Annotated in this window: 23 protein-coding genes, 1 pseudogene and 1 other annotated feature (1 of these 25 running past the window's edge); of the genes and pseudogenes, 17 read left to right on the top strand and 7 right to left on the bottom strand. The window is 57.5% G+C overall.

Annotated elements, in window-relative coordinates; translation table 11 throughout:
- Positions 1-42: a sequence feature (Thr leader region), on the top strand (it extends 79 nt beyond the left edge of the window).
- Between the two features lie 24 nt (positions 43-66).
- From thrA to EV102420_RS01920, 4 genes are all read left to right on the top strand, one after another.
- Positions 67-2,529, top strand: coding sequence for a bifunctional aspartate kinase/homoserine dehydrogenase I (gene thrA / locus EV102420_RS01935; protein ID WP_042388203.1), 2,463 nt, complete (start codon positions 67-69; stop codon positions 2,527-2,529).
- Between the two features lies 1 nt (position 2,530).
- The gene (gene thrB / locus EV102420_RS01930; protein WP_042388201.1) at positions 2,531-3,460 is read left to right on the top strand and encodes a homoserine kinase; all 930 of its coding nucleotides are present in this window, start codon (positions 2,531-2,533) and stop codon (positions 3,458-3,460) included.
- Between the two features lie 3 nt (positions 3,461-3,463).
- Positions 3,464-4,750 carry a threonine synthase gene (gene thrC / locus EV102420_RS01925; protein WP_042388199.1) on the top strand — a complete coding sequence of 429 codons (1,287 nt, stop codon included), beginning with the start codon at positions 3,464-3,466 and terminating at the stop codon, positions 4,748-4,750.
- 227 nt (positions 4,751-4,977) lie between these two features.
- On the top strand, positions 4,978-5,274 hold the full coding sequence (locus EV102420_RS01920) for a DUF2502 domain-containing protein (RefSeq protein WP_042388198.1): 297 nt from the start codon (positions 4,978-4,980) through the stop codon (positions 5,272-5,274).
- 43 nt (positions 5,275-5,317) lie between these two features.
- On the opposite strand, the gene yaaA is transcribed toward EV102420_RS01920, so the two are convergent.
- Together yaaA and EV102420_RS01910 are read right to left on the bottom strand one after the other, a co-directional pair.
- Positions 5,318-6,091 (bottom strand): peroxide stress protein YaaA, encoded by a 774-nt coding sequence (gene yaaA / locus EV102420_RS01915; protein WP_042388196.1) that lies wholly within the window; start codon positions 6,089-6,091, stop codon positions 5,318-5,320.
- Positions 6,092-6,184: 93 nt separating this feature from the next.
- Positions 6,185-7,612 carry an alanine/glycine:cation symporter family protein gene (locus EV102420_RS01910; protein ID WP_042388194.1) on the bottom strand — a complete coding sequence of 476 codons (1,428 nt, stop codon included), beginning with the start codon at positions 7,610-7,612 and terminating at the stop codon, positions 6,185-6,187.
- 193 nt (positions 7,613-7,805) lie between these two features.
- Here EV102420_RS01910 and tal point away from each other — a divergent pair, with 193 nt between their 5' ends.
- The 4 genes from tal to EV102420_RS01890 all read left to right on the top strand — a co-directional run bounded on the left by tal (position 7,806) and on the right by EV102420_RS01890 (position 11,926).
- Positions 7,806-8,759, top strand: coding sequence for a transaldolase (gene tal / locus EV102420_RS01905; protein ID WP_042388191.1), 954 nt, complete (start codon positions 7,806-7,808; stop codon positions 8,757-8,759).
- A gap of 108 nt (positions 8,760-8,867) precedes the next feature.
- A complete protein-coding gene (gene mog / locus EV102420_RS01900) occupies positions 8,868-9,455 on the top strand; it encodes a molybdopterin adenylyltransferase (protein WP_042388190.1) in 588 nt (195 codons plus the stop codon).
- A gap of 139 nt (positions 9,456-9,594) precedes the next feature.
- Positions 9,595-10,908 (top strand): MFS transporter, encoded by a 1,314-nt coding sequence (locus EV102420_RS01895; RefSeq protein ID WP_042388189.1) that lies wholly within the window; start codon positions 9,595-9,597, stop codon positions 10,906-10,908.
- A 112-nt stretch (positions 10,909-11,020) separates the two neighbouring features.
- Entirely contained in the window at positions 11,021-11,926 is a 906-nt protein-coding gene (locus EV102420_RS01890) for an Rpn family recombination-promoting nuclease/putative transposase (RefSeq protein WP_042388188.1), read from the top strand.
- A gap of 46 nt (positions 11,927-11,972) precedes the next feature.
- Here the strand turns inward: EV102420_RS01890 and satP are convergent, their stop codons facing one another.
- The 3 genes from satP to EV102420_RS01875 form a co-directional block, all read right to left on the bottom strand.
- Positions 11,973-12,539 carry an acetate uptake transporter gene (gene satP / locus EV102420_RS01885; RefSeq protein ID WP_042388187.1) on the bottom strand — a complete coding sequence of 189 codons (567 nt, stop codon included), beginning with the start codon at positions 12,537-12,539 and terminating at the stop codon, positions 11,973-11,975.
- Between the two features lie 147 nt (positions 12,540-12,686).
- Complete coding sequence (gene msyB, locus EV102420_RS01880) at positions 12,687-13,400, bottom strand: acidic protein MsyB (protein ID WP_042388186.1); 714 nt, start codon at positions 13,398-13,400, stop codon at positions 12,687-12,689.
- 34 nt (positions 13,401-13,434) lie between these two features.
- Positions 13,435-13,839, bottom strand: coding sequence for a DUF2541 family protein (locus tag EV102420_RS01875; RefSeq protein ID WP_042388185.1), 405 nt, complete (start codon positions 13,837-13,839; stop codon positions 13,435-13,437).
- 338 nt (positions 13,840-14,177) lie between these two features.
- Between EV102420_RS01875 and dnaK the strand changes: the two genes are divergently transcribed.
- From dnaK to nhaA, 3 genes are all read left to right on the top strand, one after another.
- Positions 14,178-16,094, top strand: a complete 1,917-nt coding sequence (gene dnaK / locus EV102420_RS01870; RefSeq protein WP_042388184.1) for a molecular chaperone DnaK — start codon at positions 14,178-14,180, stop codon at positions 16,092-16,094.
- 84 nt (positions 16,095-16,178) lie between these two features.
- Positions 16,179-17,315: a molecular chaperone DnaJ gene (dnaJ, locus tag EV102420_RS01865; protein ID WP_042388181.1), complete on the top strand. Its 1,137-nt coding sequence runs from the start codon at positions 16,179-16,181 to the stop codon at positions 17,313-17,315.
- Positions 17,316-17,443: 128 nt separating this feature from the next.
- The gene (gene nhaA / locus EV102420_RS01860) at positions 17,444-18,613 is read left to right on the top strand and encodes a Na+/H+ antiporter NhaA (protein WP_042388180.1); all 1,170 of its coding nucleotides are present in this window, start codon (positions 17,444-17,446) and stop codon (positions 18,611-18,613) included.
- A gap of 60 nt (positions 18,614-18,673) precedes the next feature.
- On the opposite strand, the gene rpsT is transcribed toward nhaA, so the two are convergent.
- Positions 18,674-18,937, bottom strand: coding sequence for a 30S ribosomal protein S20 (gene rpsT / locus EV102420_RS01855; protein ID WP_042388178.1), 264 nt, complete (start codon positions 18,935-18,937; stop codon positions 18,674-18,676).
- A gap of 79 nt (positions 18,938-19,016) precedes the next feature.
- On the opposite strand from rpsT, the pseudogene EV102420_RS22680 reads away from it, so the two are divergent.
- The 6 genes and pseudogenes from EV102420_RS22680 (at position 19,017) to ispH (ending at position 25,031) form a co-directional block, all read left to right on the top strand.
- Positions 19,017-19,257, top strand: a pseudogene (locus tag EV102420_RS22680) (DUF2575 domain-containing protein).
- A gap of 7 nt (positions 19,258-19,264) precedes the next feature.
- Complete coding sequence (gene ribF, locus EV102420_RS01850) at positions 19,265-20,203, top strand: bifunctional riboflavin kinase/FAD synthetase (protein ID WP_042388176.1); 939 nt, start codon at positions 19,265-19,267, stop codon at positions 20,201-20,203.
- 38 nt (positions 20,204-20,241) lie between these two features.
- A complete protein-coding gene (ileS, locus tag EV102420_RS01845) occupies positions 20,242-23,058 on the top strand; it encodes an isoleucine--tRNA ligase (RefSeq protein WP_042388607.1) in 2,817 nt (938 codons plus the stop codon).
- Positions 23,058-23,558: a signal peptidase II gene (gene lspA, locus EV102420_RS01840; RefSeq protein WP_042388174.1), complete on the top strand. Its 501-nt coding sequence runs from the start codon at positions 23,058-23,060 to the stop codon at positions 23,556-23,558. The genes ileS and lspA overlap by 1 nt, the downstream gene beginning before the upstream one ends.
- Positions 23,559-23,629: 71 nt before the next feature.
- Positions 23,630-24,079, top strand: coding sequence for an FKBP-type peptidyl-prolyl cis-trans isomerase (gene fkpB, locus EV102420_RS01835; protein WP_042388172.1), 450 nt, complete (start codon positions 23,630-23,632; stop codon positions 24,077-24,079).
- A gap of 1 nt (position 24,080) precedes the next feature.
- A complete protein-coding gene (ispH, locus tag EV102420_RS01830; protein WP_042388170.1) occupies positions 24,081-25,031 on the top strand; it encodes a 4-hydroxy-3-methylbut-2-enyl diphosphate reductase in 951 nt (316 codons plus the stop codon).
- 3 nt (positions 25,032-25,034) lie between these two features.
- Here ispH and EV102420_RS01825 read toward each other — a convergent pair whose 3' ends face one another.
- Positions 25,035-25,943 carry a LysR family transcriptional regulator gene (locus EV102420_RS01825; RefSeq protein ID WP_042388168.1) on the bottom strand — a complete coding sequence of 303 codons (909 nt, stop codon included), beginning with the start codon at positions 25,941-25,943 and terminating at the stop codon, positions 25,035-25,037.
- Positions 25,944-26,035: the final 92 nt, after the last annotated feature.

Here is a 26,035-nt window from a genome sequence, read left to right as displayed (position 1 = left end):
ACAGAAAAAAGCCCGCACCTGAACAGTGCGGGCTTTTTTTTCGAGCAAAAATCAAGGGGTAATACCATGCGAGTGTTGAAGTTCGGCGGTACGTCAGTGGCAAATGCAGAACGTTTTCTGCGTGTTGCCGAGATTCTGGAGAGCAATGCCAGGCAGGGGCAGGTTGCAACCGTGCTGTCTGCCCCGGCCAAAATTACCAATCACCTGGTGGCGATGATTGAGAAAACCATCGGGGGCCAGGATGCCGTACCCAACATCAGCGACGCAGAGCACATTTTTGCCGACCTGCTTGCAGGCCTGGCCGAGGTTCAGCCCGGTTTCCCCCTTGCCCGGCTGAAACAGCAGGTTGAGCACGAGTTCGCGCAAATCAAACACGTTCTCCATGGCATCGCCCTGCTGGGCCAGTGCCCGGACAGCATCAACGCCGCCATTATCTGCCGGGGGGAGAAGCTCTCCATCGCGATTATGGCCGGGCTGCTGGAAGCCAGGGGACATAAGGTCTCGGTGATCGATCCGGTAGAAAAACTGCTCGCCGTGGGCCACTACCTCGAATCTACCGTAGATATCGCCGAATCCACCCGCCGCATCGCCGCCAGCCAGATCCCCGCAGACCATATGATCCTGATGGCTGGCTTCACTGCGGGCAATGAGAAGGGCGAGCTGGTGGTGCTGGGGCGCAACGGCTCTGACTACTCTGCTGCCGTGCTGGCCGCCTGCCTGCGTGCCGACTGCTGTGAAATCTGGACCGACGTTGACGGGGTCTACACCTGCGACCCGCGTCAGGTGCCCGATGCCCGACTGCTGAAGTCCATGTCTTACCAGGAGGCGATGGAGCTCTCCTACTTCGGCGCGAAGGTGCTGCACCCACGCACCATTACCCCTATCGCCCAGTTCCAGATCCCTTGCCTGATTAAAAATACCGGTAACCCGCAGGCGCCCGGTACGTTGATCGGGCCGACCTCTGACGACGACGGCCTGCCGGTGAAGGGCATCTCTAATCTCAATAACATGGCGATGTTCAGCGTCTCCGGCCCCGGTATGAAAGGCATGGTCGGAATGGCGGCGCGGGTATTTGCCACTATGTCACGGGCCGGGATCTCGGTGGTGCTGATCACCCAGTCCTCGTCCGAGTACAGTATCAGCTTCTGCGTGCCGCAGGCCGACTGCGCCCGTGCGCGCCGGACGCTGGGGGATGAGTTCTACCTTGAGCTGAAAGAGGGTCTGCTGGAGCCGCTGGCGGTCATGGAGCGACTGGCGATTATCTCGGTGGTCGGCGACGGCATGCGTACCCTGCGCGGCATCTCGGCTAAATTCTTCGCCGCGCTGGCCCGCGCCAATATCAACATCGTGGCGATTGCTCAGGGCTCGTCCGAACGCTCCATCTCGGTGGTGGTTAGCAACGACGACGCCACCACCGGCGTGCGCGTCACCCATCAGATGCTGTTCAATACCGACCAGGTGATTGAGGTGTTCGTGATTGGCGTCGGCGGCGTCGGCGGCGCGCTGCTGGAGCAGCTCAAGCGTCAGCAGAGCTGGCTGAAGGGCAAGCATATCGATCTGCGGGTCTGCGGCGTAGCCAATTCAAAGGCGCTGCTGACTAATGTGCACGGCCTCAACCTGGATAACTGGCAGGCGGAGCTGGCGGAGGCGAAAGAGCCGTTTAACCTGGGCAGGCTGATCCGCCTGGTCAAAGAGTATCATCTGCTCAACCCGGTGATCGTGGACTGTACCTCCAACCAGGCGGTGGCCGATCAGTACGCCGACTTCCTGCGCGAAGGCTTCCACGTGGTCACGCCGAACAAGAAAGCCAACACCTCATCGATGGCCTACTACCACCAGCTGCGCCATGCCGCCGCCGGATCGCGCCGCAAGTTCCTCTACGACACCAACGTTGGGGCAGGGCTGCCGGTGATTGAAAACCTGCAAAACCTGCTTAACGCGGGCGATGAATTGCAGCGTTTTTCCGGGATCCTTTCCGGATCGTTATCCTTTATTTTCGGTAAGCTGGACGAAGGCATGAGCCTTTCGGAAGCGACCGGGATCGCACGGGATCTGGGCTATACCGAGCCGGATCCGCGGGACGATCTCTCCGGCATGGACGTAGCGCGCAAACTGCTGATCCTCGCCCGCGAGACGGGGCGCGAGCTGGAGCTGACGGATATCGTTATCGAGCCGGTGCTGCCGGCAGGCTTTGACGACAGCGGTGACGTAAACAGCTTTATGGCCCGCCTGCCGCAGCTTGACGACGTCTTTGCCGCTCGGGTGGCGAAAGCGCGCGATGAGGGCAAAGTGTTGCGCTACGTGGGGAATATCGAAGAGGATGGCGTCTGCCGGGTGAAGATCGCCGAGGTAGACGGCAACGATCCGCTCTATAAAGTGAAAAACGGTGAGAACGCGCTGGCGTTCTACAGCCACTACTATCAACCGCTGCCGCTGGTGCTGCGCGGTTACGGTGCGGGCAACGATGTGACGGCGGCAGGCGTTTTTGCCGATCTGCTGCGCACCCTCTCATGGAAGTTAGGAGTTTAACATGGTGAAAGTGTATGCCCCGGCCTCCAGCGCCAATATGAGCGTTGGCTTCGACGTGCTTGGGGCGGCGGTAACGCCGGTGGATGGCTCCCTGCTGGGCGACGTGGTCACGGTGGAGGCGGCCGACCGTTTTAGCCTGAATAATCTAGGGCGCTTTGCGGATAAGCTGCCCCCGGAGCCGCGGGAAAATATTGTCTATCAGTGCTGGGAGCGTTTTTGCCAGGAGCTGAATAAAACCATTCCGGTGACCATGACGCTGGAAAAAAATATGCCGATTGGCTCGGGTCTCGGCTCCAGCGCCTGCTCCGTGGTTGCCGCGCTGATGGCGATGAACGAGCACTGCGGTAAGCCGCTGAACGATACGCGCCTGCTGGCGCTAATGGGCGAGCTGGAGGGGCGCATCTCCGGCAGCATTCATTACGATAACGTGGCCCCCTGTTTCCTCGGCGGCATGCAGCTGATGATCGAAGAGAACGGCATTATCAGCCAGCAGGTGCCAGGCTTTGATGAGTGGCTGTGGGTGCTGGCCTATCCGGGGATCAAGGTCTCCACGGCAGAGGCACGGGCGATTTTACCCGCACAGTATCGCCGTCAGGACTGCATTGCCCATGGGCGCCATCTGGCCGGGTTTATTCACGCCTGCTACTCTCGCCAGCCGCAGCTGGCCGCGAAGCTGATGAAAGACGTGATTGCCGAGCCATACCGTGCCCGCCTGCTGCCGGGCTTTAAAGAGGCGCGTCAGGCGGTGGCAGAGATTGGCGCGCTGGCGAGCGGTATCTCCGGGTCGGGGCCGACGCTGTTCGCGCTCTGCGACCGGCCGGACACCGCGCAGCGCGTCGCAGATTGGTTGAGTAAACACTATCTGCAGAATCAGGAAGGCTTCGTTCATATTTGCCGGCTGGATACAGCGGGCGCACGCGTACTGGGATAATTAATGAAACTCTACAACCTTAAAGATCATAACGAGCAGGTCTCCTTTGCCCAGGCGGTAACGCAGGGGCTGGGTAAACAGCAAGGGCTGTTCTTCCCTCACGATCTGCCCGAGTTCAACCTGACCGAAATCGACGAGATGCTGGAGCAGGATTTCGTTAGCCGTAGCGCAAAGATCCTTGCCGCCTTTATTGGCGATGAGATCCCGCAGGAGCTGCTGGAGGAGCGCGTGCGTGCGGCCTTTACCTTCCCCGCCCCGGTAAGCAAGGTAGAAGAAGACATCGGCTGCCTGGAGCTGTTCCACGGCCCGACGCTGGCGTTTAAAGACTTTGGCGGCCGCTTTATGGCGCAGATGCTGACCCACATCAGCGGCGACAAGCCGGTCACCATCCTGACCGCGACCTCCGGCGATACCGGCGCAGCCGTGGCGCACGCCTTCTATGGCCTGAAAAATGTCCGCGTGGTGATCCTCTACCCGCAGGGCAAAATCAGCCCGCTGCAGGAGAAACTCTTCTGTACGCTGGGGGGCAATATCGAGACGGTAGCGATCGACGGCGATTTTGACGCCTGTCAGGCGCTGGTTAAGCAGGCCTTTGATGATGAAGAGCTGAAGCAGGCTCTGGGGCTGAACTCGGCAAACTCCATCAACATCAGCCGCCTGCTGGCGCAGATCTGCTACTACTTCGAGGCGGTGGCGCAGCTGCCGCAGGAAGCGCGCAACCAGCTGGTGATCTCTGTACCGAGCGGAAACTTTGGCGATCTCACCGCCGGCCTGCTGGCGAAATCGCTGGGGCTGCCGGTGAAGCGCTTTATTGCTGCCACTAACGCCAACGACACCGTGCCGCGCTTCCTGAAAGCAGGGGAGTGGAGCCCGAATGTGACCCAGGCGACGCTCTCCAACGCCATGGACGTCAGCCAGCCGAACAACTGGCCGCGCGTGGAGGAGCTGTTCCGCCGTAAGATCTGGCGTCTGAACGAGCTGGGCTATGCCGCCATCGACGACGAGGTGACCAAAGCCACCATGCTGGAGCTGAAAGAGAAGGGGTATCTCTCCGAGCCGCACGCGGCAGTGGCCTACCGTGCCCTGCGCGACCAGCTGCATCCAGGCGAGTACGGCCTGTTCCTTGGCACCGCGCATCCGGCGAAATTCAAAGAGAGCGTCGAGGCGATCCTTGGCGATACGCTGGATCTGCCTGCCGCCCTGGCTGAGCGCGCCGAGCTGCCGCTGCTCTCCCACAGCCTGCCTGCTGATTTTGCCGCCCTGCGCGCGCTGATGATGCAAAAAGCGTAAAGATTGTTGTTGTCTCTGTAGGCCCGGTAAGGCATCGTCGCCACCGGGCTTTTTTTACGCCCAAATATGAAGAAAATGTGCAGGAATATGGCAGAGAAAAAGTAGAAATTCCCAATAAATGCGGTCACTTACAGATTAGGATTGCAGAGAATAACAACGCGGTAACAGATTGCGTAATCTCTTTACATCAACCCGTAACGGGCCAAAAAAGAAGTAAGGAGTTACCCATGTTGAAGCCTATTTTAAAACCTCTGATCCTCGCCCTCTCTATGCTGGCCGTTGCTCCAATGGCGGCCCAGGCGGCCGAACTCACCCTGCTGCCGTCGGTGAAACTGCAGATTGGCGATCGCGACAACAGCGGCAACTACTGGGACGGCGGCCACTGGCGTGACCACGGCTACTGGAAAAAACATTACGAGTGGCGCGAAAACCGCTGGCAGCCGCATGGGCCGGACCGTCGTGACTTTGATCATCACGACAACGGCCATCATCGCGGCCACGGCCCGGACCGTCATCACCACTAATCACGGCCGCGTCGCGGGCCACCTGGCGCTCGCGGCGCGGCTTTTAACGTTCGCTACGCTTAAAGACCAGCTCGTTCTTTTTCGACATCTCTTCATCAAAGACGTAGCCATCCACGTCAAACGCCTTGAGCTGCTCCGGCGTCGTCAGGCGGTTTTCAATGATGTAGCGGCTCATCAGCCCGCGCGCTTTCTTGGCATAGAAGCTAATTACCTTAAAGACACCGTTTTTCTCATCGAGGAATACCGGTTTTACGATCTCGCCAGCAAGCTGTTTCGGCTTCACCGCCCGGAAGTACTCATCCGACGCCAGATTAACGATAATGTTATCACCCTGCGCCGCCAGCGCCTCGTTGAGCGTGTGGGTGATGGTCTCTCCCCAGAACTGATACAGGTCGCCGCCTTTCGGGTTCTGCAGGCGAATGCCCATCTCCAGACGGTAGGGCTGCATCAGATCGAGCGGGCGCAGCACGCCGTAGAGGCCTGAAAGCATCCGCAGATGCTGCTGGGCAAAGGTAAAATCGTCGTCGCTGAAGGTCTCAGCCTGCATACCGGCATAGACATCGCCCTTAAAGGCGAGGATAGCCTGACGGGCGTTGTCGGGAGTAAAGTCCGGCTGCCAGTCGTGAAAACGGGTGGCATTGAGATCGGCCAGCTTATCGCTGATGCCCATTAGGGTCTTGATTTGCGGTGCGGAGAGCTGGCGGGCAACGTCAATCAGCTGTTGGGCGTGATCCAGCAGCACCGGCTGCGTATAGCGCTGGGTGGCCAGCGGGCTTTGGTAATCCAGCGTCTTGGCCGGTGAGATCAGAATCAGCATGTCCACTCCTCAGGGAAATATGCGCAGACTGGCGCAAAAAACGGACTTTAGCAAAAAAAGCGCCTGCGTTGATCGATAGTTGCGATTGCTCGCCTAGCGGTCCGGCAGATTGTCCCACGCGCCGGGAGCCAGCTGGCGTTGGATCTCCGGGTAGCGCTGGGGATTAAACACCGGCCGTATGCCCAGCCTGCGCTGGCGCAGGTAGTCATTGGCGATAATCCGCACCACCGGCGACAGCAGCAGGATGGCGCTGAGGTTAACAATCGCTATTAGCGCCATCATCACGTCCGCCATCTGCCAGACCATCGGCAGGCTCAGCAGCGATCCGGTTATCACCATCAGCAGCGTGCCGCCGCGCATCAGCCAGAGGTTGCGCTTGCTGTGCAGGCGCAAAAATATCAGGTTATTTTCGGCATAGATGTAGTTCACCACGATGGTGGTAAAGGCAAACAGAGCGGTAATGACCGCGACGAACCCGGCGGCCCAGCTGCCGGTCAGAGAGACCATCGCCTGCTGCACCAGCTCAATGCCGTTGAGGGGCGTGTCCGCTGCTGACTCGTTAGCCAGCAGGACAATGAGCGCGCTGGCGGTACAGACGATAAGGGTATCGGTAAAGACGCCGATCATCTGCACAATCCCCTGCGCGGCCGGATGGGGAGGCCAGGATGCCGCTGCGGCCGCAGCGTTAGGCGTGGTGCCCATTCCCGCCTCGTTCGACAGGATGCCACGTTGAAAGCCGCTGGTCAGGGCCTGGCTGACGGTATAGCCGAGCGCGCCTGCCGCAGCTTCGTGCCAGCCGAAGGCGCCGCGGAAGATAGCGTTGATGATGCCGGGCAGCTGATCAACATGCCAGGCACCGATCAGCAGGCTGGCAAGTACCCACACGAGAATCATAGCCGGGACCAGCCACTGCATGATGCGGGCAACACCGCGAATGCCGAGCCGTATCGCCAGCAGCGCGGCGGCAGCTAAAAGCACACCGCTGAGCAGCTCGGGTATCTCCCAGGCGTAGCGTAGGGCGTGGGCCACCGTGTTGGACTGGACGGTATTGAAAATCAGCCCATAAACCAGCAGAAAGAGGGCGAATATAATGCCCAACCAGCGCATGCCCAGGCCACGGGTAATGTACCAGGCGGGGCCGCCGCGAAACTGGTTATGTTCGTCACGATCTTTATAGAGCTGCGCCAGCGCACATTCGGCAAAGGTAGTTGCCATCCCGATCAGCGCAGAGACCCACATCCAGAACACCGCACCCGGTCCACCGGCGGAAATAGCCAGCGCCACGCCCATCAGGTTGCCGTTGCCAGCGCGCGCCGCGAGGCTGGTGCAGAGCGCCTGAAATGAGGTCAGCCCGCCCGGCTGGGGCGTCACGCTATTTTTCAAACTCTTGCCGACGTGGCGCAGGTAGCGGAATTGAATAAATCCACTGCGCACGGTAAACCAGATCCCTGCTCCGATAAGCAGATAGATCATCACCGAGTCCCAGAGTATTTCGTTGATAAACAGGAAAAAGTCTGGCATTCACATTCCTCTTGTTCATGCCGATCGGCCAGTGTAAACGCTGCCAATTTGCGGCGGCGCAACGCGTCGTTGATTGAGTCTACCATACTCCAGGATAGGGCACTGTCTGCGGTTGCGCTGACAGTGCGGCGTGATATCATCAGGGAAGACCGGTTACATCCCCCTAACAAGCTGTTTAAAGAGAAACACGATTATGACGGATAAATTGACCTCCCTGCGTCAGTTCACCACCGTGGTGGCCGACACCGGAGATATCGCGGCAATGAAGCTGTATCAGCCGCAGGATGCTACAACCAACCCTTCTCTGATCCTTAACGCAGCCCAGATCCCTGAATACCGCAAGCTGATTGACGATGCCGTAAGCTGGGCGAAAAGCCAGAGCAGCGACCGCGCGCAGCAGATCGTTGACGCCTCTGACAAGCTGGCCGTGAACATCGGTCTGGAGATCCTGAAACTGGTGCCGGGCCGTATCTCTACTGAAGTAGACGCGCGTCTCTCCTATGACACCGAAGGCTCCATTGCCAAAGCCAAGCGTCTGATCAAGCTCTACAACGACGCGGGCATCAGCAACGATCGCATCCTGATCAAGCTGGCCTCCACCTGGCAGGGCATTCGTGCCGCTGAGCAGCTGGAGAAAGAGGGCATCAACTGTAACCTGACCCTGCTGTTCTCCTTCGCTCAGGCGCGTGCCTGTGCTGAAGCGGGCGTGTTCCTGATTTCGCCGTTCGTAGGCCGTATTCTTGACTGGTACAAATCCAATACCGACAAGAAAGAGTACGCTCCGGCAGAAGATCCGGGCGTGGTCTCCGTTACCGAAATCTACGAATACTACAAGCAGCACGGCTATGAGACCGTGGTCATGGGCGCAAGCTTCCGTAACGTTGGCGAAATCATTGAGCTGGCAGGCTGTGACCGTCTGACCATCGCCCCTGCGCTGCTGAAAGAGCTGGCAGAGAGCGAAGGTACGATTGAGCGTAAGCTCTCCTTCAGCGGTGAAGTGAAAGCGCGTCCGGAACGCATCACCGAAGCCGAGTTCCTGTGGGAACACAACCAGGATCCGATGGCGGTAGACAAACTGGCGGACGGTATCCGCAAGTTTGCCGTGGACCAGGGTAAACTGGAAACCATGATCGGCGATCTGCTGTAATCCTGCTGCGTGGCCGGGTCTCCGGTCACGCTCCTGCTTTTCGATCCTGTCTGTTGTTCCCCTCTGCGTGTATCATTCCCGTATCGATATTGTTTGAACGGAAATACTATGAATACGTTACGCATCGGCTTAGTCTCTGTCTCTGACCGCGCTTCTAACGGGGTCTATCAGGATAAGGGTATTCCTGCCCTCGAAGCCTGGCTGGCCTCCGCCCTCGCCACCCCCTTTACGATTGAAACCCGTCTTATTCCGGACGAGCAGGCGATCATCGAGCAGACGCTGTGCGAGCTGGTGGATGAGATGAGCTGCCACCTGGTCCTGACCACCGGCGGCACGGGCCCCGCGCGCCGCGACGTAACGCCCGATGCGACGCTGGCCGTTGCCGATCGCCAGATGCCCGGCTTTGGCGAACAGATGCGGCAGATCAGTCTCCACTTTGTCCCTACCGCGATCCTGTCGCGTCAGGTGGGCGTGATCCGCAAGCAGGCGCTGATCCTTAATCTTCCCGGCCAGCCGAAATCGATCCAGGAGACGCTGGAAGGTGTTAAAGAGCCTGACGGGAAAGTCGTTGTGCCAGGTATCTTTGCCAGTGTACCTTATTGTTTACAGCTTCTGGAGGGGCCCTATGTGGAAACCCATCCCGAGGTGGTAGCAGCTTTTCGGCCTAAGAGCGCTCGACGCGAAACAATCTCCTAAATAAGCGGCTTTTCTGGCATAAGCTGTGCAATAGGAGAGGGAGAGAGTGGCGTGCTGATTTTTTTACGGTATAGTAATTTTAAGTTTACATATGCCGTAAATAATAAAATCATCCACCCCTCTTTGCACAGGGTTCGCTATGTCTGAAAACGCCCGCCCACTGAATCGCCAGGATTATAAAACGCTCTCGCTCGCTGCCCTTGGCGGCGCGCTGGAGTTTTACGATTTCATCATTTTCGTCTTCTTTGCTGCCGTCGTCGGCGCGCTATTCTTCCCGGCGGATATTCCCGAGTGGCTGCGTCAGGTTCAGACCTTCGGTATCTTTGCCGCAGGCTATCTGGCGCGGCCGCTGGGCGGCATAATCATGGCGCACTTTGGCGATCTGGTCGGGCGTAAGAAGATGTTTACCCTGAGTATTCTGCTGATGGCGGTGCCCACCCTGGCGATTGGCCTGCTGCCCACCTACGCCTCTATCGGCATTGCCGCGCCGCTGCTTCTGCTGCTGATGCGTCTTTTACAGGGCGCAGCGATTGGCGGCGAGGTGCCGGGCGCATGGGTCTTTGTTGCTGAGCACGTGCCTGCCCGCCGGATCGGTATCGCCTGCGGTACCCTGACGGCGGGACTGACCGTGGGCATCCTGCTGGGATCGGTGGTCGCCACGGTGGTGAACCGCACCATGACGCCGGAGATGCTGCACGAATTTGGCTGGCGTATTCCGTTCCTGCTCGGCGGTGCGTTTGGCCTGGTGGCGATGTACCTGCGCCGCTGGCTGCAGGAGACGCCGATCTTCCTTGAGATGCAGCAGCGTAAGGCCCTGGCCCAGGAGCTGCCGGTGAAGGCGGTGGTGGTAAAGCATAAAAAGGCGGTGGCGATCTCAATGCTGCTCACCTGGCTGCTCTCCGCCGGCATCGTGGTGGTGATCCTGATGTCGCCGGTGTGGCTGCAAAAGCAGTATGGACTTGCTCCGGCCCTGACCCTGCAGGCCAACAGCGTGGCGACCATAATGCTCTGTATTGGCTGCCTGCTGGCCGGGCTGGCAGCGGATCGCTTCGGGGCGAGCAGAACCTTTATCGTGGGCAGCATTCTGCTGGCCTGCACCAGCGGCATCTTCTATCACTTTGCCGGTACGCACCCGGAGCATCTCTCTCTGCTCTATGGCCTGGCGGGACTGGGTGTGGGAGTCGTCGGCGCCGTGCCCTACGTGATGGTGCGGGCGTTTCCGGCCGAGGTGCGCTTTACCGGGATCTCCTTCTCCTACAACGTCTCTTACGCCATCTTTGGCGGACTGACGCCGATTGCGGTTACCCTGCTGATGGGCGTCTCTCCGCTGGCCCCCGCCTGGTACGTGCTGGCGCTGGCGCTGGTGGGCTTAGGATTAGGGATCTGGCTGCGGCAGGATATGAACTCGCAAGAAAGCTTGCCGCGCGGTGAACTCAAGCAAACATCCTTATAGTTTTCCGCTAGCTGCGTTTTTTCCGAGCCTCTTCGCAAGGTGCTCACCTCATTCTGACAAGCGCCAGAATGAGGTGAATACTCCGGGCAGGCTCAACGTAAAAGGAAAAAACATGGCAAGGATCTCGCCGTCCGCCCCTCACGACGCTGTGTTCAAACAATTTTTGACCCATCCTGAAACTGCGCGTGACTTCCTTGAAATTCATCTTCCCGAGCACCTATTAAAGCTTTGCGATCTCAAAACGTTACGTCTTGAATCAGGCAGTTTTATTGAGGAAAACTTACAGGCTCGTCATTCCGATGTGCTTTGGTCAGTGCAAACCCGTTATGGCGCGGGCTATGTCTATGCTTTGCTGGAGCACCAAAGTACCCCTGACAAACAAATGACCTTTCGACTTATGCGTTACGCACTGGCCGCAATGCAACGCCATCTGGATGCCGGGAATGAAAAATTACCGCTGGTGATCCCGATTCTTTTCTACCACGGTGCCGTAAGCCCGTATCCTTTCTCGATGTGCTGGCTGGATGCATTCGAAAACCCCACGTTGGCACAACAGCTCTACGCCCAAGAATTTCTCTTAGTTGATGTTACGGTCATTCCCGACGATAGCATCCTGACTCATCGCAGAGTGGCGCTGCTTGAGTTTTTGCAGAAGCATATTCGTGCGCGGGATCTCATGGTATTTCATGAGCATTTGGTTTCCCTACTTTTGGAGGGATACACTACCGGACAGCAGCTCAGGACTGCCATTAACTATCTTGTTCAGGCTGGAAATACGGTAGATCATGGTGCGCTGATTCGTTTGCTGGCGAACAAAGCCCCGCAACATAAAGGTATTCTAATGACTATTGCAGAACAACTTAGACAGGAAGGCCACGGAAAAGGAGTCCTTGAAGGTCGTCAGGAGGCCACGATTCGCATTGCTCTGGCCATGCTGAACCAGGGAATGGAACGAGCACAGATCATACAGCTGACCGGCTTATCCGAAGAGGCGTTCGACGCGCTGGTACTCTCCTGAAAAAATGAACGATGCTCCTGCGTAAACCGCTGGAGCATCAGATGGATTAGATCCTTTCGCCAATCGGCAGCACGGTGCGACCGTACTGCTCGTTTAGCACTTCACCCATTGCCAGATAGATTGCGCTTGCGCCGCAGACCAGGCCAATCCAGCCTGCCACGTGCACGATGCTTTCGTTATCCGCCAGGTGTCCAACGCACAGCAGCGCAAACAGCACTGTCAGGCTCAGGAACACGAACTGCAGCATACGCGCGCCTTTCAGCGTGCCGAAGAACATAAACAGGGTAAACACGCCCCAGATCCCCAGGTAGACGCCGAGGAAATGCGCGTTGGCGGCATCCGCCAGACCCATTTTGGGCATAATCAGGATCGCCACCAGCGTGAGCCAGAAGGAGCCGTAAGAGGTAAAGGCGGTTAAGCCAAAGGTATTGCCTTTTTTATATTCCAGCAGCCCGGCAAAAATTTGCGCGATGCCACCGTAGAAGATGCCCATTGCCAGGATAACGCCATCCAGCGGGAACATGCCAATATTGTGCAGGTTAAGCAGAATAGTGGTCATGCCGAAGCCCATTAAGCCCAGCGGAGCCGGATTAGCCAACTTAGTGTCGCCCATAAATCCTCAAAAAAATCATCATAAAAATGGTGAAAGTAAAGGCCCCGCCAGCAGAGAGTGGTGGCGGGGCGCGGCATCATAATGAGCGGCAATCACCCTGTCTATGATCTGAACAGGGTGAAATGAAATATATTTTCGGCAGGGGGATCACGCCTGTGCCACGGCGGTTATCCGTCGCAGACAGGCAATGTGCAGTACGGCGGGAATGGTGACGCGATAGGCACTACCGCTTACGGCTTTCACACCGTTTAGGGCAGCGCCCAACGGGCCGCCAAGGCCAGCGCCGCGCACCAGTCCGTGACCGATGACGCTAACGGCGGCATGGGTACGCAGAATGCGGGTCAGCTGACTGGCAAGCAGATGGGAAACCCCTTTCGCCAGCGCCGGATCCTTAAGCAGCAACGGCAGCAGCTCCTCAAGCTCAGTGACTTTTGCCTCAACCTCCTGTAGAAACGCCTGCTGCTGATCGGCATCCATCTTCTGCCAGGCGTTACGCAGGAAGTGCGCCAGCAGATCCTGTTCAATCTCAAAGGTAGAGCTCTCTTTGTTTACCTTGAGCTTTAACCGTTTCGCCACGTCCAGCAAAATGGTGCGATACAGCTTGCCGTGCCCACGTAGCTTATTGGCAATGCTGTCACCACCGTAATGCTGTAGCTCACCGGCGATCAGCTGCCAGTTGCAGCGGTGCTGCTCGGGGTGGCCCTCCATCGCTCTGAACAACTCGTTATGCTGTAGCGTACCTGACAGCCGCGCCTTTCCCTTATCGTTATGGGTAAGCAGACGCGTCAGCTCGGCCAGCTGATCCTCGCGGCAATGCTGAAGAAAATCCAAATCTTCGTCGTTTAGGTATCTGACGTTCATGGTGTGTTATGTCCCATAAAAGAAGCGGCGAGGATCAGTCATCGCCGATGATTTTTAGCGTTGCCATATCAGAGGAGTTCACCGTATGACCAGAGAAGGTGATTTTTGCCACGCAGCGCTTATTGTCGTTATCGCTATTGATATTGATCCAGTCGGTGGTCTGCCCCTCTTTCAGTGAGGAGGGCACACTCAGACTCTGGCTGGCGCTTTTTGCGGTTTTGAAGTAGACGGATGCGCCACTCAGATCGATATCACCGTGATCGGCGGTAAGCTGGATGCGCTTTACGACGCGGCAAACCGGCATTTTTAGCGCCAAATCGCTGGTCTCGTTTCTTGGCATAGCAATCACGCCCATCACTTTATGATCGTTGGCCTGCGCCGTACTGGTCAGCAGCATGCCCAGCGCCAGGGAGGTCGCAAGGGATAATAAGGTTTTCATCATGTTCTCTTACTCGGTTAAACCATCTTTAGTCACTCCCTATAATACCCCTGCAAAGAAAAAGGTTCATGCAACTAATCTTTTCTTTTTATTACAGTTTTTCAGTGAATGATTCGTTGATTTTAATCACGGGGGTGAATGCATTGCGGTGATCCAGGCAGGCGGGCAAAAAAATTTTCTCTCGCGCCCCTTGATGCGTTGCGTTACGTCCCCATCTTGTAGTCAACCGAAGTGGTGAGTCTGAAAAAAAACAGTTCGGGGCAGTTGAAACCGCATCATTTGCCCTTATTACAGATTCACAACCACATGATGAACAAATTTTTAGTGGAGACGTTTAGATGGGTAAAATTATTGGTATCGACCTGGGTACTACCAACTCTTGTGTAGCGATTATGGATGGCACCACTGCACGTGTGCTGGAGAACGCCGAAGGCGATCGCACCACGCCGTCGATCATTGCCTATACCCAGGATGGTGAAACTCTGGTAGGCCAGCCGGCTAAACGTCAGGCAGTGACAAACCCGCAAAACACCCTGTTTGCGATTAAACGCCTGATCGGTCGCCGCTTCCAGGACGAAGAAGTACAGCGTGATGAAGCCATCATGCCGTACAAAATCATTGCAGCCGACAACGGCGATGCATGGATTGATGTAAAAGGCCAAAAAATGGCACCGCCGCAGATCTCTGCTGAAGTGCTGAAAAAAATGAAGAAAACGGCTGAAGATTACCTGGGTGAGCCAGTGACTGAAGCGGTTATTACCGTACCGGCTTACTTCAACGATGCTCAGCGCCAGGCAACCAAAGACGCTGGCCGTATCGCCGGTCTGGAAGTGAAACGTATTATCAACGAACCGACCGCAGCGGCACTGGCCTACGGTCTGGATAAAGAAGTTGGCAACCGCACTATCGCCGTATACGACCTCGGTGGCGGTACCTTCGATATCTCTATTATCGAAATCGACGAAGTTGACGGTGAGAAAACCTTCGAAGTGCTGGCAACCAACGGTGATACCCACCTGGGTGGTGAAGACTTCGACAGCCGTATGATCAACTACCTCGTTGAAGAGTTTAAGAAAGATCAGGGCATCGACCTGCGTAACGACCCGCTGGCGATGCAGCGCCTGAAAGAAGCCGCAGAGAAGGCGAAAATTGAGCTCTCCTCTGCCCAGCAGACCGACGTGAACCTGCCGTACATCACCGCAGACGCGACCGGTCCGAAACACATGAACATCAAAGTGACCCGTGCGAAACTGGAAAGCCTGGTAGAAGACCTGGTAAACCGTTCTATCGAGCCGCTGAAAGTTGCGCTGCAGGATGCAGGCCTCTCCGTCTCCGACGTGCAGGACGTGATCCTGGTCGGTGGCCAGACCCGTATGCCGATGGTGCAGAAGAAAGTTGCTGAGTTCTTTGGCAAAGAGCCGCGTAAAGACGTTAACCCGGACGAAGCCGTGGCTATCGGTGCTGCTGTTCAGGGCGGCGTGCTGACCGGTGATGTGAAAGACGTTCTGCTGCTCGACGTGACTCCGCTCTCCCTGGGTATCGAAACCATGGGCGGCGTGATGACCGCGTTGATTAACAAGAATACCACTATCCCGACCAAGCACAGCCAGGTGTTCTCTACTGCGGAAGACAATCAGTCTGCGGTAACCATCCATGTGCTGCAGGGTGAGCGTAAACGTGCAGGCGATAACAAATCGCTGGGCCAGTTCAACCTCGACGGTATTAACCCGGCACCGCGCGGCATGCCGCAGATCGAAGTGACCTTCGACATCGATGCCGACGGTATTCTGCACGTTTCTGCGAAAGACAAAAACAGCGGTAAAGAGCAGAAGATCACCATCAAAGCCTCTTCTGGCCTCAACGAAGATGAGATCCAGAAAATGGTTCAGGATGCGGAAGCTAACGCCGAGTCTGACCGTAAGTTCGAAGAGCTGGTACAGACCCGCAACCAGGGTGACCACCTGCTGCACAGCACCCGTAAGCAGGTTACAGAAGCAGGCGATCAGCTGCCAGCTGACGACAAAACTGCTATCGAGTCTGCGCTGAGCGCGCTGGAAACCTCACTGAAAGGTGAAGACAAAGCCGATATTGAAGCGAAAATGCAGGCGCTGGCCCAGGTTTCCCAGAAGCTGATGGAAATTGCTCAGCAGCAGCATGCCCAGCAGCAGGCGGGTGGCGCTGACGCTTCTGCGAACAACGCGAAAGACGACGACGTGGTCGACGCCGAGTTCGAAGAAGTTAAAGACAAAAAATAATCGCCCTGATGTAGGGTAGAAAACCAGCACGGGCGTAGAGGTTTCCTCTCCGCCCGTGCTCGCATGTTAGGGGCAGATAAACAAATGGCAAAGCAAGACTATTACGAGATTTTAGGCGTTCCGAAAAGTGCGGAAGAGCGTGAAATCAAAAAGGCCTATAAGCGTCTGGCGATGAAGTTCCACCCGGACCGCAACCAGGGCGATAAAGAGGCCGAAGCCAAATTTAAAGAGATTAAAGAAGCGTATGAAGTCCTGACCGATGCGCAAAAGCGTGCGGCCTACGATCAGTATGGTCACGCGGCGTTTGAGCAGGGCGGCATGGGCGGCGGCGGCGGTTTTGGCGGCGGTGGCGCTGACTTTAGCGATATCTTTGGCGATGTATTTGGCGATATCTTTGGCGGCGGTCGCGGTCGTCAGCGCGCGTCGCGCGGGGCGGACCTGCGCTACAACATGGAGCTGACGCTGGAAGAGGCCGTACGCGGCGTCACTAAAGAGATCCGTATCCCGACGCTGGAAGAGTGCGATATCTGTCACGGCAGCGGCGCGAAAGCCGGTACTCAGCCACAGACCTGTCCGACCTGTCACGGCTCCGGCCAGGTGCAGATGCGCCAGGGCTTCTTTGCGGTACAGCAGACCTGTCCGCACTGTCAGGGACGCGGTACGCTGATCAAAGATCCGTGCAACAAGTGCCACGGCCACGGCCGCGTTGAGAAGAGCAAAACCCTGTCCGTGAAGATCCCGGCAGGCGTCGATACCGGCGACCGTATTCGTCTCACCGGCGAGGGCGAAGCAGGGGAGCACGGTGCACCGGCAGGCGATCTGTACGTTCAGGTACAGGTGAAGCAGCACCCGATTTTCGAGCGTGAAGGCAACAACCTCTACTGTGAAGTGCCGATCAACTTTGCCATGGCGGCGCTGGGCGGTGAGATTGAGGTCCCGACGCTGGACGGCCGCGTTAACCTGAAGGTCCCGAGCGAAACCCAGACCGGCAAGCTGTTCCGCATGCGCGGTAAAGGCGTGAAGTCGGTGCGCGGTGGCGCGCAGGGCGACCTGCTGTGCCGCGTGGTGGTTGAGACGCCGGTGGGCCTCAACGAGAAGCAGAAGCAGCTGCTGAAGGATCTTCAGGAGAGCTTCGGCGGCCCAACGGGTGAACATAACAGCCCGCGCTCTAAAAGCTTCTTCGACGGCGTAAAGAAGTTCTTTGATGACCTGACGCGCTAACCGCACGCGTCCGTCTTGTTTTAAAAAGCCTGGGTTTGCGCCCAGGCTTTTTCATTATTTCTGTCCCCTGGCGATCCAGACGGTTAAACTGTTTCAGACGATGAGTAAATTAAACAGAAGGAGCCGTTGTGAAACATTTGCGCCGCTTTATTAACAGCGATGCGTCCGGGGGCGTGACGCTGATCGTTGCCGCCCTGCTGGCTATGCTTTGCGCCAATCTGGGTGCGACTCAAGAGGCCTACCGTGCCTTTCTCGACCTGCCGGTGCAGTTCAGGGCCGGTGCCCTCGACATCAATAAGAACATGCTGCTGTTCATCAACGATGCGCTGATGGCCGTCTTCTTCCTGCTGATTGGGCTGGAGGTAAAGCGCGAGCTAATCCAGGGGGCGTTAGCCAGTTTTCATCAGGCGATATTCCCGGTCATCGCCGCAGTAGGGGGGATGGTGGTCCCGGCACTGATTTTCCTGGCGTTTAACGCGCATGACCCCGTGGTGAGTCACGGCTGGGCGATCCCTACCGCGACCGATATCGCCTTTGCGCTGGGCGTGCTGGCGCTGCTGGGCAGTCGTATTCCCCCTGCGCTGAAGATCTTCCTGATGGCGCTGGCGATTATCGATGACCTGGGTGCCATCGTGATTATTGCCCTGTTCTATACCAGCGATCTGTCGATGGTCTCGCTGGGCGTCGCCGCGCTGGCGGTCGTGGTGCTGGCGATAATGAATGCCCTCAACGTTCGGCGCACCGGCCTCTATATTCTGGTGGGGCTGGTTCTCTGGACGGCGGTACTGAAGTCAGGCGTGCATGCCACTATCGCCGGGGTGATCCTCGGGTTCTTTATCCCCTTAACGAAAGAAGAGGGCGTATCACCCTCCCGCCAGCTGGAGCATGTGCTTCATCCGTGGGTAGGTTGGCTTATCCTGCCGCTGTTCGCCTTTGCTAACGCGGGCGTGCCGTTACAGGGTGTGACGCTGAGCGGGCTGGCCTCGATGCTGCCGCTGGGGATTATTGCCGGCCTGCTTATCGGCAAGCCGCTGGGCATTACGCTCTTTACCTGGCTGGCGCTGCGGATGAAGCTGGCGAAACTGCCTCATGGAACGGCCTTCAATCAGATCATGGCTATTGGTGTGCTGTGCGGCATTGGCTTTACGATGTCCATCTTCATCACTAACCTGGCGTTTGACGGCATCGATCCTGAGCTGGTGGACTGGGCGAAGCTGGGCATTCTGACCGGCTCGCTGCTGTCGGCGGTGATTGGCTATCTGCTGCTAAGAGTACGTTTTAGTACGCCAGCGGCATAGTCCAGACGTAAAAAAACCCGCCTTGGCGGGTTTTTTTAACAAAGCTCAGCAGACGGGCGATTAAGCCAGTTTGTTGATCTGCGCGGTCAGGTTAGCCTTATGGCGCGCTGCTTTGTTTTTGTGGACCAGACCTTTAGCGGCCTGACGATCCACGATCGGTTGCATTTCGTTAAATGCTTTCTGTGCAGCTGCTTTGTCGCCAGCTTCAATCGCTGCGTATACTTTCTTGATGAAAGTACGCATCATAGAGCGACGGCTTGCGTTGTGCTTGCGTGCCTTTTCAGACTGAACGGCGCGCTTCTTAGCTGATTTGATATTAGCCAAGGTCCAACTCCCAAATATGATCTATGTGGACAATTCAAAGGCCGAGGAATATGCCCTTTCAGCCTTCTTTTGTCAATGGATTTGTGCAAATAAGCGGCGCTACGTTGCGACGCTCGTTACGTGTGATGGGGCAAGATTCTACCAGCTTGCTGGTCATGAATACAGCCTTTCTATGACAAAATTCACTGTGAAACACGACTTTTTCTTTAGGTAGGCAGACAGCGCAATGAAATCCTTGGCGCTTTCTGTTTTACAAGGCCAATCGCCGGTTAACCTTAAACGCTGTACAAGGTATACTCGGACGATTTTCACTGTTTTGAGCCAGACATGAAGCTGATACGCGGCACACATAATCTCAGCCAGGCCCCGCAAGGGTGTGTGCTGACTATTGGTAATTTCGACGGCGTGCACCGGGGGCATCAGTCGTTGCTGCGCGGCCTGATCGCTGAAGGGCGCAAACGCGGCCTGCCGGTGGTGGTGATGATTTTTGAACCGCAGCCGCTGGAGCTGTTCGCGGGCGATAAAGCCCCGGCCCGTCTGACGCGCCTGCGTGAAAAGCTGCGCTATCTGGCCGAGTGCGGCGTCGACTACGTCCTCTGCGTGCGCTTCGATCGCCGCTTTGCTGCCCTGACAGCGCAAAACTTTGTCAGCGACCTGCTGGTGGATCGCCTGGGCGTGCGCTTTCTTGCCGTCGGCGACGATTTCCGCTTTGGTGCTGGTCGGCAGGGTGATTTCTTGTTATTACAGAAGGCTGGCCTGGAGTACGGCTTTGACGTCACCAGCACCCAAACCTTCTGCGAAGACGGCGTGCGTATCAGCAGTACGGCGGTGCGCCAGGCGCTGGCGGATGACGACCTGCCGCTGGCCGAAAGCCTGCTAGGCCATCCGTTCTCTATCTCCGGTCGCGTCGTGCACGGCGACGCGCTGGGACGCACCATTGGCTTCCCGACGGCGAACGTTCCTCTGCGCCGTCAGGTCTCCCCGGTTAAAGGGGTCTATGCGGTAGAAGTGATGGGTCTGGGCGATAAACCGCTGCCCGGCGTGGCCAATATTGGTACCCGCCCCACGGTCAAAGGCGTGCGCCAGCAGTTGGAAGTGCACCTGCTGGACGTTGTAATGGACCTTTATGGCCGCCATATAGAAGTAGTGCTGCGAAAAAAGATCCGCAGCGAAAAGCGATTTGCCTCGCTGGATGAGCTAAAGGCGCAAATCGCCAACGATGAGTTAACCGCCCGCGAGTTATTTGGGTTATCAAACCTGGCGTAATGGCTAAACACGTTTTTAATTACGGAACCGAGAATCTGATGAGTGACTTTAAATCAACCCTGAATTTGCCGGAAACAGGGTTCCCGATGCGTGGCGATCTCGCCAAACGCGAACCGGGAATGCTGGCGCGTTGGAACGATGATGACCTGTACGGCATCATCCGTGCCGCGAAGAAAGGCAAAAAAACCTTCATTCTGCATGATGGCCCTCCTTATGCGAATGGCAGCATTCATATCGGTCACTCGGTTAACAAGATTCTGAAAGACATTATCGTTAAGTCCAAAGGGCTGACGGGCTTCGATTCGCCTTACGTGCCGGGCTGGGACTGTCACGGTCTGCCGATTGAGCTGAAGGTTGAGCAGGAGTACGGCAAGCCGGGCGAGAAGTTCACCGCCGCCGAGTTCCGTGCCAAGTGCCGCGAGTACGCTGCCGCACAGGTTAACGGCCAGCGCGAAGACTTTATCCGTCTGGGCGTGCTGGGTGACTGGGCGCATCCGTACCTGACCATGGATTTCAAAACCGAAGCCAACATCATCCGTGCGCTGGGCAAGATCATCGGCAACGGCCACCTGCATAAAGGCGCGAAGCCGGTGCACTGGTGCGTTGACTGCCGCTCCGCGCTGGCAGAGGCAGAGGTGGAGTACTATGACAAAACCTCTCCGTCCATCGACGTGGCTTTCCAGGCCGCCGATCAGGATGCAGTAAAAGCCAAGTTTGGCCTGCCGGGCGTCAGCGGTCCGATCTCGCTGGTGATCTGGACCACCACCCCGTGGACGCTGCCGGCGAACCGCGCCATCTCCCTGTCGCCTGAGTTTGAGTATGCGCTGGTGCAGATCGATGGCCAGGCGCTGATCCTTGCCAAAGATCTGGTCGAGAGCGTGATGAAACGCATCGGCGTGGCAGAGTACAGCATCCTCGGCACGGTAAAAGGCAGCGAGCTGGAGCTGATGCGCTTTACCCATCCGTTTATGGGCTTCGACGTGCCGGCGATCCTTGGCGACCACGTGACCCTCGATGCCGGTACCGGTGCGGTGCATACCGCCCCTGGCCACGGCCCGGACGACTACGTGATCGGTCAGAAATATGGCCTTGAAACCGCAAATCCGGTGGGCCCAGACGGCTGCTATCTGCCGGGAACCTACCCGACGCTGGACGGCGTTAACGTCTTCAAGGCGAACAACATCATCACCGAACTGCTGACGGAGAAGGGCGCGCTGCTGCATCTGGAGAAGCTGGTCCACAGCTATCCGTGCTGCTGGCGTCACAAAACGCCGATCATCTTCCGCGCTACGCCGCAGTGGTTTATCAGCATGGATCAGAAGGGCCTGCGCGAGCAGTCTCTGAAAGAGATCAAAGGCGTGCAGTGGATCCCAGACTGGGGCCAGGCACGTATCGAGTCGATGGTTGCCAACCGTCCTGACTGGTGTATCTCTCGTCAGCGTACCTGGGGTGTCCCGATGTCGCTGTTCGTACATAAGGATACCGAAGAACTGCATCCGCGCACGCAGGAGCTGATCGAAGCGGTCGCGAAACGCGTAGAAGAGGATGGCATCCAGGCGTGGTGGGATCTCGACCCGCGCGACATCATGGGTGACGATGCTGATAACTACGTGAAGGTGCCGGATACCCTGGACGTCTGGTTCGACTCCGGCTCTACCCACTCCTCGGTCGTGGACGTGCGCCCTGAGTTTGCCGGTCACGCGGCGGATATGTATCTGGAAGGTTCTGACCAGCATCGCGGCTGGTTCATGTCCTCCCTAATGATCTCCACCGCCATGAAAGGCAAAGCGCCGTATCGTCAGGTGCTGACCCACGGGTTCACCGTGGACGGTCAGGGACGCAAGATGTCGAAATCCATCGGCAACACCGTCTCGCCGCAGGACGTCATGAACAAGCTGGGCGCGGATATTCTGCGTCTGTGGGTAGCCTCGACGGACTACACCGGCGAGATGGCGGTATCGGATGAGATCCTCAAGCGTGCCGCCGACAGCTATCGTCGTATCCGTAACACCGCGCGCTTCCTGCTGGCGAACCTCAACGGTTTCGATCCGGCAAAAGACATGGTGAAACCGGAAGAGATGGTGGTGCTGGATCGTTGGGCGGTAGGCTGTGCCCAGGCCGCGCAGGAGGATATCCTCAAGGCGTACGAGTCTTACGACTTCCATGAAGTGGTGCAGCGCCTGATGCGCTTCTGCTCTATCGAGATGGGCTCGTTCTATCTCGACATCATCAAGGATCGCCAGTACACCGCGAAAGCCGACAGTGTTGCTCGTCGCAGCTGCCAGACTGCGTTGTACCACATTGCCGAGGCACTGGTGCGCTGGATGGCACCGATCATGTCCTTTACCGCCGATGAGATCTGGGGCTACCTGCCGGGCGAGCGCGAGCAGTATGTCTTTACCGGTGAGTGGTATGAAGGCCTGTTCGGCCTGGCCGAAACGGAAGCCATGAACGATGCTTACTGGAGCGAGCTGCTGAAGGTCCGCGGCGAGGTGAACAAAGTTATCGAGCAGGCGCGTGCCGACAAGAAGGTAGGCGGCTCGCTGGAAGCGGCGGTGACGCTCTATGCAGAGCCTGAGCTGGCAGCGAAGCTGACGGCGCTGGGCGATGAATTGCGATTCATCCTGTTGACCTCCGGTGCCAAGGTTGAAGACTATACTCACGCGCCGGCCGACGCCCTGCAGAGCGAGCTGCTCAAAGGGCTGAAGGTGACGCTGAGCAAGGCCGAAGGTGAGAAGTGTCAGCGCTGCTGGCACTACACGACCGACGTCGGTAAGGTGGCGGAACACGCAGAAATTTGCGGACGCTGTGTGGTTAACGTCGCCGGTGACGGCGAAAAACGTAAGTTTGCCTGATGAGTAAACCGATCTTTTCAACAGGGCTACGCTGGCTGTGGCTGGTGGTAGTCGTGCTGATTATCGATCTGGGCAGTAAATTCCTGATCCTCCAGAATTTCAATCTGGGGGAGACGGTCTCGCTGTTCCCGTCGTTTAATCTGCACTATGCGCGCAACTACGGCGCGGCGTTTAGCTTCCTCGCCGATAAAGGCGGCTGGCAGCGCTGGTTCTTCGCAGGGATCGCCATCGGCATCTGCGTGGTGCTGGCGGTGATGATGTATCGCGCCAGAGCCTCGCAGAAGCTGAACAACATTGCCTACGCGCTGATTATTGGCGGCGCGCTGGGCAATCTGTTTGACCGCCTGTGGCACGGCTTCGTGGTCGATATGATCGACTTCTACGTCGGCGACTGGCACTTCGCGACCTTTAACCTCGCCGATACGGCTATCTGTATTGGGGCGGCGTTGATCGTGCTGGAGGGCTTTTTGCCTTCGGCAGCGAAGAGAAAAGCGGCGTAACCGTAGCGTAAAACCTGTAGGCCCGGTAAGCGTAGCGCCACCGGGCAAACACATTGAAAGGCTATATCTGCATGTCTAACTCTGTACAGAGCAACAGCGCGGTGCTGGTGCATTTCACGCTGAAGCTTGATGATGGCTCCGTTGCCGAATCTACCCGTAACAACGGCAAACCGGCGCTGTTTCGCCTCGGCGACGGCTCGCTGTCGGAAGGGCTGGAGCAGCATCTGCTGGGACTGAAAGCCGGTGAAAAGCGTGCTTTTTCGCTGGAGCCAGATGCCGCCTTTGGTATCAGCAGCCCGGATCTGATCCAGTACTTCTCACGCCGTGAGTTTATGGAGGCGGGCGAACCGGAAATGGGCGCAATCATGCTGTTTACCGCAATGGATGGCAGCGAAATGCCTGGCGTGATCCGCGAGATTAACGGCGATTCGATCACCGTTGACTTCAACCATCCGCTGGCCGATCGTACCGTTCATTTTGATATTGAAGTGCTGGAAGTCGATCCGGCACTGGAGGCATAAGATGCAGATCCTGTTGGCCAACCCGCGCGGTTTCTGCGCTGGGGTAGACCGCGCTATCAGCATTGTTGAGAACGCGCTGGCAATCTACGGCGCGCCGATCTACGTGCGTCACGAAGTGGTTCATAACCGCTACGTTGTCGACAGCCTGCGCGAACGCGGGGCGATCTTCATCGAGCAGATTAGCGAAGTGCCGGACGGTGCGATCCTGATCTTCTCCGCCCACGGCGTTTCTCAGGCAGTGCGTAACGAAGCCAAAAGCCGCGATCTGACGGTGTTCGACGCCACCTGTCCGCTGGTGACCAAGGTGCATATGGAAGTAGCGCGCGCCAGCCGCCGTGGCGAAGAGTCGATCCTCATCGGCCACGCTGGCCATCCGGAAGTGGAAGGCACGATGGGCCAGTACAGCAACCCGAAAGGGGGCATGTACCTGGTGGAGTCGCCGGAGGATGTGCTGACGCTTAACGTCAAAGACGAAACCCGTCTGTCGTTTATGACCCAAACCACCCTGTCGGTGGATGATACCTCTGACGTCATCGACGCCCTGCGTAGCCGCTTCCCGAAAATTGTCGGGCCGCGTAAAGATGATATCTGCTACGCCACCACCAATCGCCAGGAGGCGGTGCGCGCGCTGGCCGAACAGGCCGACGTGGTGCTGGTGGTAGGATCGAAAAACTCCTCTAACTCTAACCGGCTGGCGGAGCTTGCCCAGCGGATGGGGAAAGCGGCGTTTCTGATCGACGACGCGTCTGATATCCAGGAAGCGTGGGTGGCAAATGTCGCCTGCGTCGGGGTTACCGCCGGGGCCTCCGCGCCGGATATTCTGGTACAGAACGTCATCGCCCGCCTGCAAGCGCTGGGCGGTGGGGAAGCCATTCCCCTTGAGGGCCGCGAAGAGAATATCGTCTTCGAGGTGCCGAAAGAGCTGCGCGTTGACGTGCGCGAAGTGCAGTAATCCTTAAACGATGCCGGTGGGCATCTTTTCGGTCAGATAGCTAATCAGTGCCCGCATCTTTGCGGGCATATGTTTATTTCGCGTCCACAGTAGCCATAGCTCCCCAGAATAGGTGCTGATAAACTCCCATTCGGGCAGCACCTGCACAATCTCACCCCTCTCCAGCGCCTCGCGGGCGGTAAACAGCGGCAGGCTGCCAATACCGATATGCTGCTTAACCGCGTCCAGACGCACGCCGGTATGGTTTGCCGCATAGCGTCCCCGCGTCTGGACGGTCTCCATCTTTTCCCGCAGACGAAATTTCCAGCGTGCGTCAGCAGGCGTTTCGCCGAGAGAGATGCAGCTGTGGCGACGCAGATCCTGCGGATGCGCGGGCGTTCCGTGCTGGCGTAAATACTCGGGCGTGGCGCAGATCGCGTGGGTCACCGGCATCAGGGCTTTACCGTACAGGCCCGGCGACGGGGAGTCGGTGATGCGCAGCGCCAGATCCACCCCGTCGTTAATTAAATCGACATAGCGATCCTCTAGCCGTAGGGTGACGTCTATCAGCGGATAGCGGACAAGAAACTCAGGCATCAGGGGATGGATAACGAAGCGCCCAACGGCTTTCGGTACGCTCAGGGTAAGCTTGCCCTGAGCGACGGTTTGCAGGCTGCCACCAGAGTCTAGCGCCTGCCTGGCGGCCTCCAGCATCTCCTGGGCATACTCATAAACGGTTCTGCCTGTCTCCGTCAGGGCCAGCTTGCGGGTAGTGCGGTGCAGCAGCTTACAGCCCATCTCCTGTTCAAGACGCGAGACGCAGCGGCTAATGGCCGAAGGCGTTGCTCCGCTCGCACGCGCCGCAGCGGAGAAGCTACCCTGTTCAATGATGGTAACAAAGGTCGCAAGATCGGGAAGCAGAAGTGGGTTCATTTGTGCCTGGTACGCAAAAGTGCAGTGATTGAAAAGGGAATTATCGTCCCGGAGATTATGAATATACTGTTCTCAGAGAGAGGAGAACAACC

This window comes from Pseudescherichia vulneris NBRC 102420 (assembly GCF_000759795.1).
Lineage (GTDB): Bacteria > Pseudomonadota > Gammaproteobacteria > Enterobacterales > Enterobacteriaceae > Pseudescherichia > Pseudescherichia vulneris.
Note: the sequence above shows the minus strand (reverse complement) of the source record. Positions and strands in the feature narration are given on the sequence as shown.

Bases quoted from the DNA above. Each gene is read 5' to 3' on its own strand.
- thrA (WP_042388203.1), top strand. From the start codon at position 67: ATGCGAGTGTTGAAGTTCGGCGGTACGTCAGTGGCAAATGCAGAACGT.
- thrB (WP_042388201.1), top strand. From the start codon at position 2,531: ATGGTGAAAGTGTATGCCCCGGCCTCCAGCGCCAATATGAGCGTTGGC.
- thrC (WP_042388199.1), top strand. From the start codon at position 3,464: ATGAAACTCTACAACCTTAAAGATCATAACGAGCAGGTCTCCTTTGCC.
- EV102420_RS01920 (WP_042388198.1), top strand. From the start codon at position 4,978: ATGTTGAAGCCTATTTTAAAACCTCTGATCCTCGCCCTCTCTATGCTG.
- yaaA (WP_042388196.1), bottom strand. From the start codon at position 6,091: ATGCTGATTCTGATCTCACCGGCCAAGACGCTGGATTACCAAAGCCCG.
- EV102420_RS01910 (WP_042388194.1), bottom strand. From the start codon at position 7,612: ATGCCAGACTTTTTCCTGTTTATCAACGAAATACTCTGGGACTCGGTG.
- tal (WP_042388191.1), top strand. From the start codon at position 7,806: ATGACGGATAAATTGACCTCCCTGCGTCAGTTCACCACCGTGGTGGCC.
- mog (WP_042388190.1), top strand. From the start codon at position 8,868: ATGAATACGTTACGCATCGGCTTAGTCTCTGTCTCTGACCGCGCTTCT.
- EV102420_RS01895 (WP_042388189.1), top strand. From the start codon at position 9,595: ATGTCTGAAAACGCCCGCCCACTGAATCGCCAGGATTATAAAACGCTC.
- EV102420_RS01890 (WP_042388188.1), top strand. From the start codon at position 11,021: ATGGCAAGGATCTCGCCGTCCGCCCCTCACGACGCTGTGTTCAAACAA.
- satP (WP_042388187.1), bottom strand. From the start codon at position 12,539: ATGGGCGACACTAAGTTGGCTAATCCGGCTCCGCTGGGCTTAATGGGC.
- msyB (WP_042388186.1), bottom strand. From the start codon at position 13,400: ATGAACGTCAGATACCTAAACGACGAAGATTTGGATTTTCTTCAGCAT.
- EV102420_RS01875 (WP_042388185.1), bottom strand. From the start codon at position 13,839: ATGAAAACCTTATTATCCCTTGCGACCTCCCTGGCGCTGGGCATGCTG.
- dnaK (WP_042388184.1), top strand. From the start codon at position 14,178: ATGGGTAAAATTATTGGTATCGACCTGGGTACTACCAACTCTTGTGTA.
- dnaJ (WP_042388181.1), top strand. From the start codon at position 16,179: ATGGCAAAGCAAGACTATTACGAGATTTTAGGCGTTCCGAAAAGTGCG.
- ribF (WP_042388176.1), top strand. From the start codon at position 19,265: ATGAAGCTGATACGCGGCACACATAATCTCAGCCAGGCCCCGCAAGGG.
- ileS (WP_042388607.1), top strand. From the start codon at position 20,242: ATGAGTGACTTTAAATCAACCCTGAATTTGCCGGAAACAGGGTTCCCG.
- lspA (WP_042388174.1), top strand. From the start codon at position 23,058: ATGAGTAAACCGATCTTTTCAACAGGGCTACGCTGGCTGTGGCTGGTG.
- fkpB (WP_042388172.1), top strand. From the start codon at position 23,630: ATGTCTAACTCTGTACAGAGCAACAGCGCGGTGCTGGTGCATTTCACG.
- ispH (WP_042388170.1), top strand. From the start codon at position 24,081: ATGCAGATCCTGTTGGCCAACCCGCGCGGTTTCTGCGCTGGGGTAGAC.
- EV102420_RS01825 (WP_042388168.1), bottom strand. From the start codon at position 25,943: ATGAACCCACTTCTGCTTCCCGATCTTGCGACCTTTGTTACCATCATT.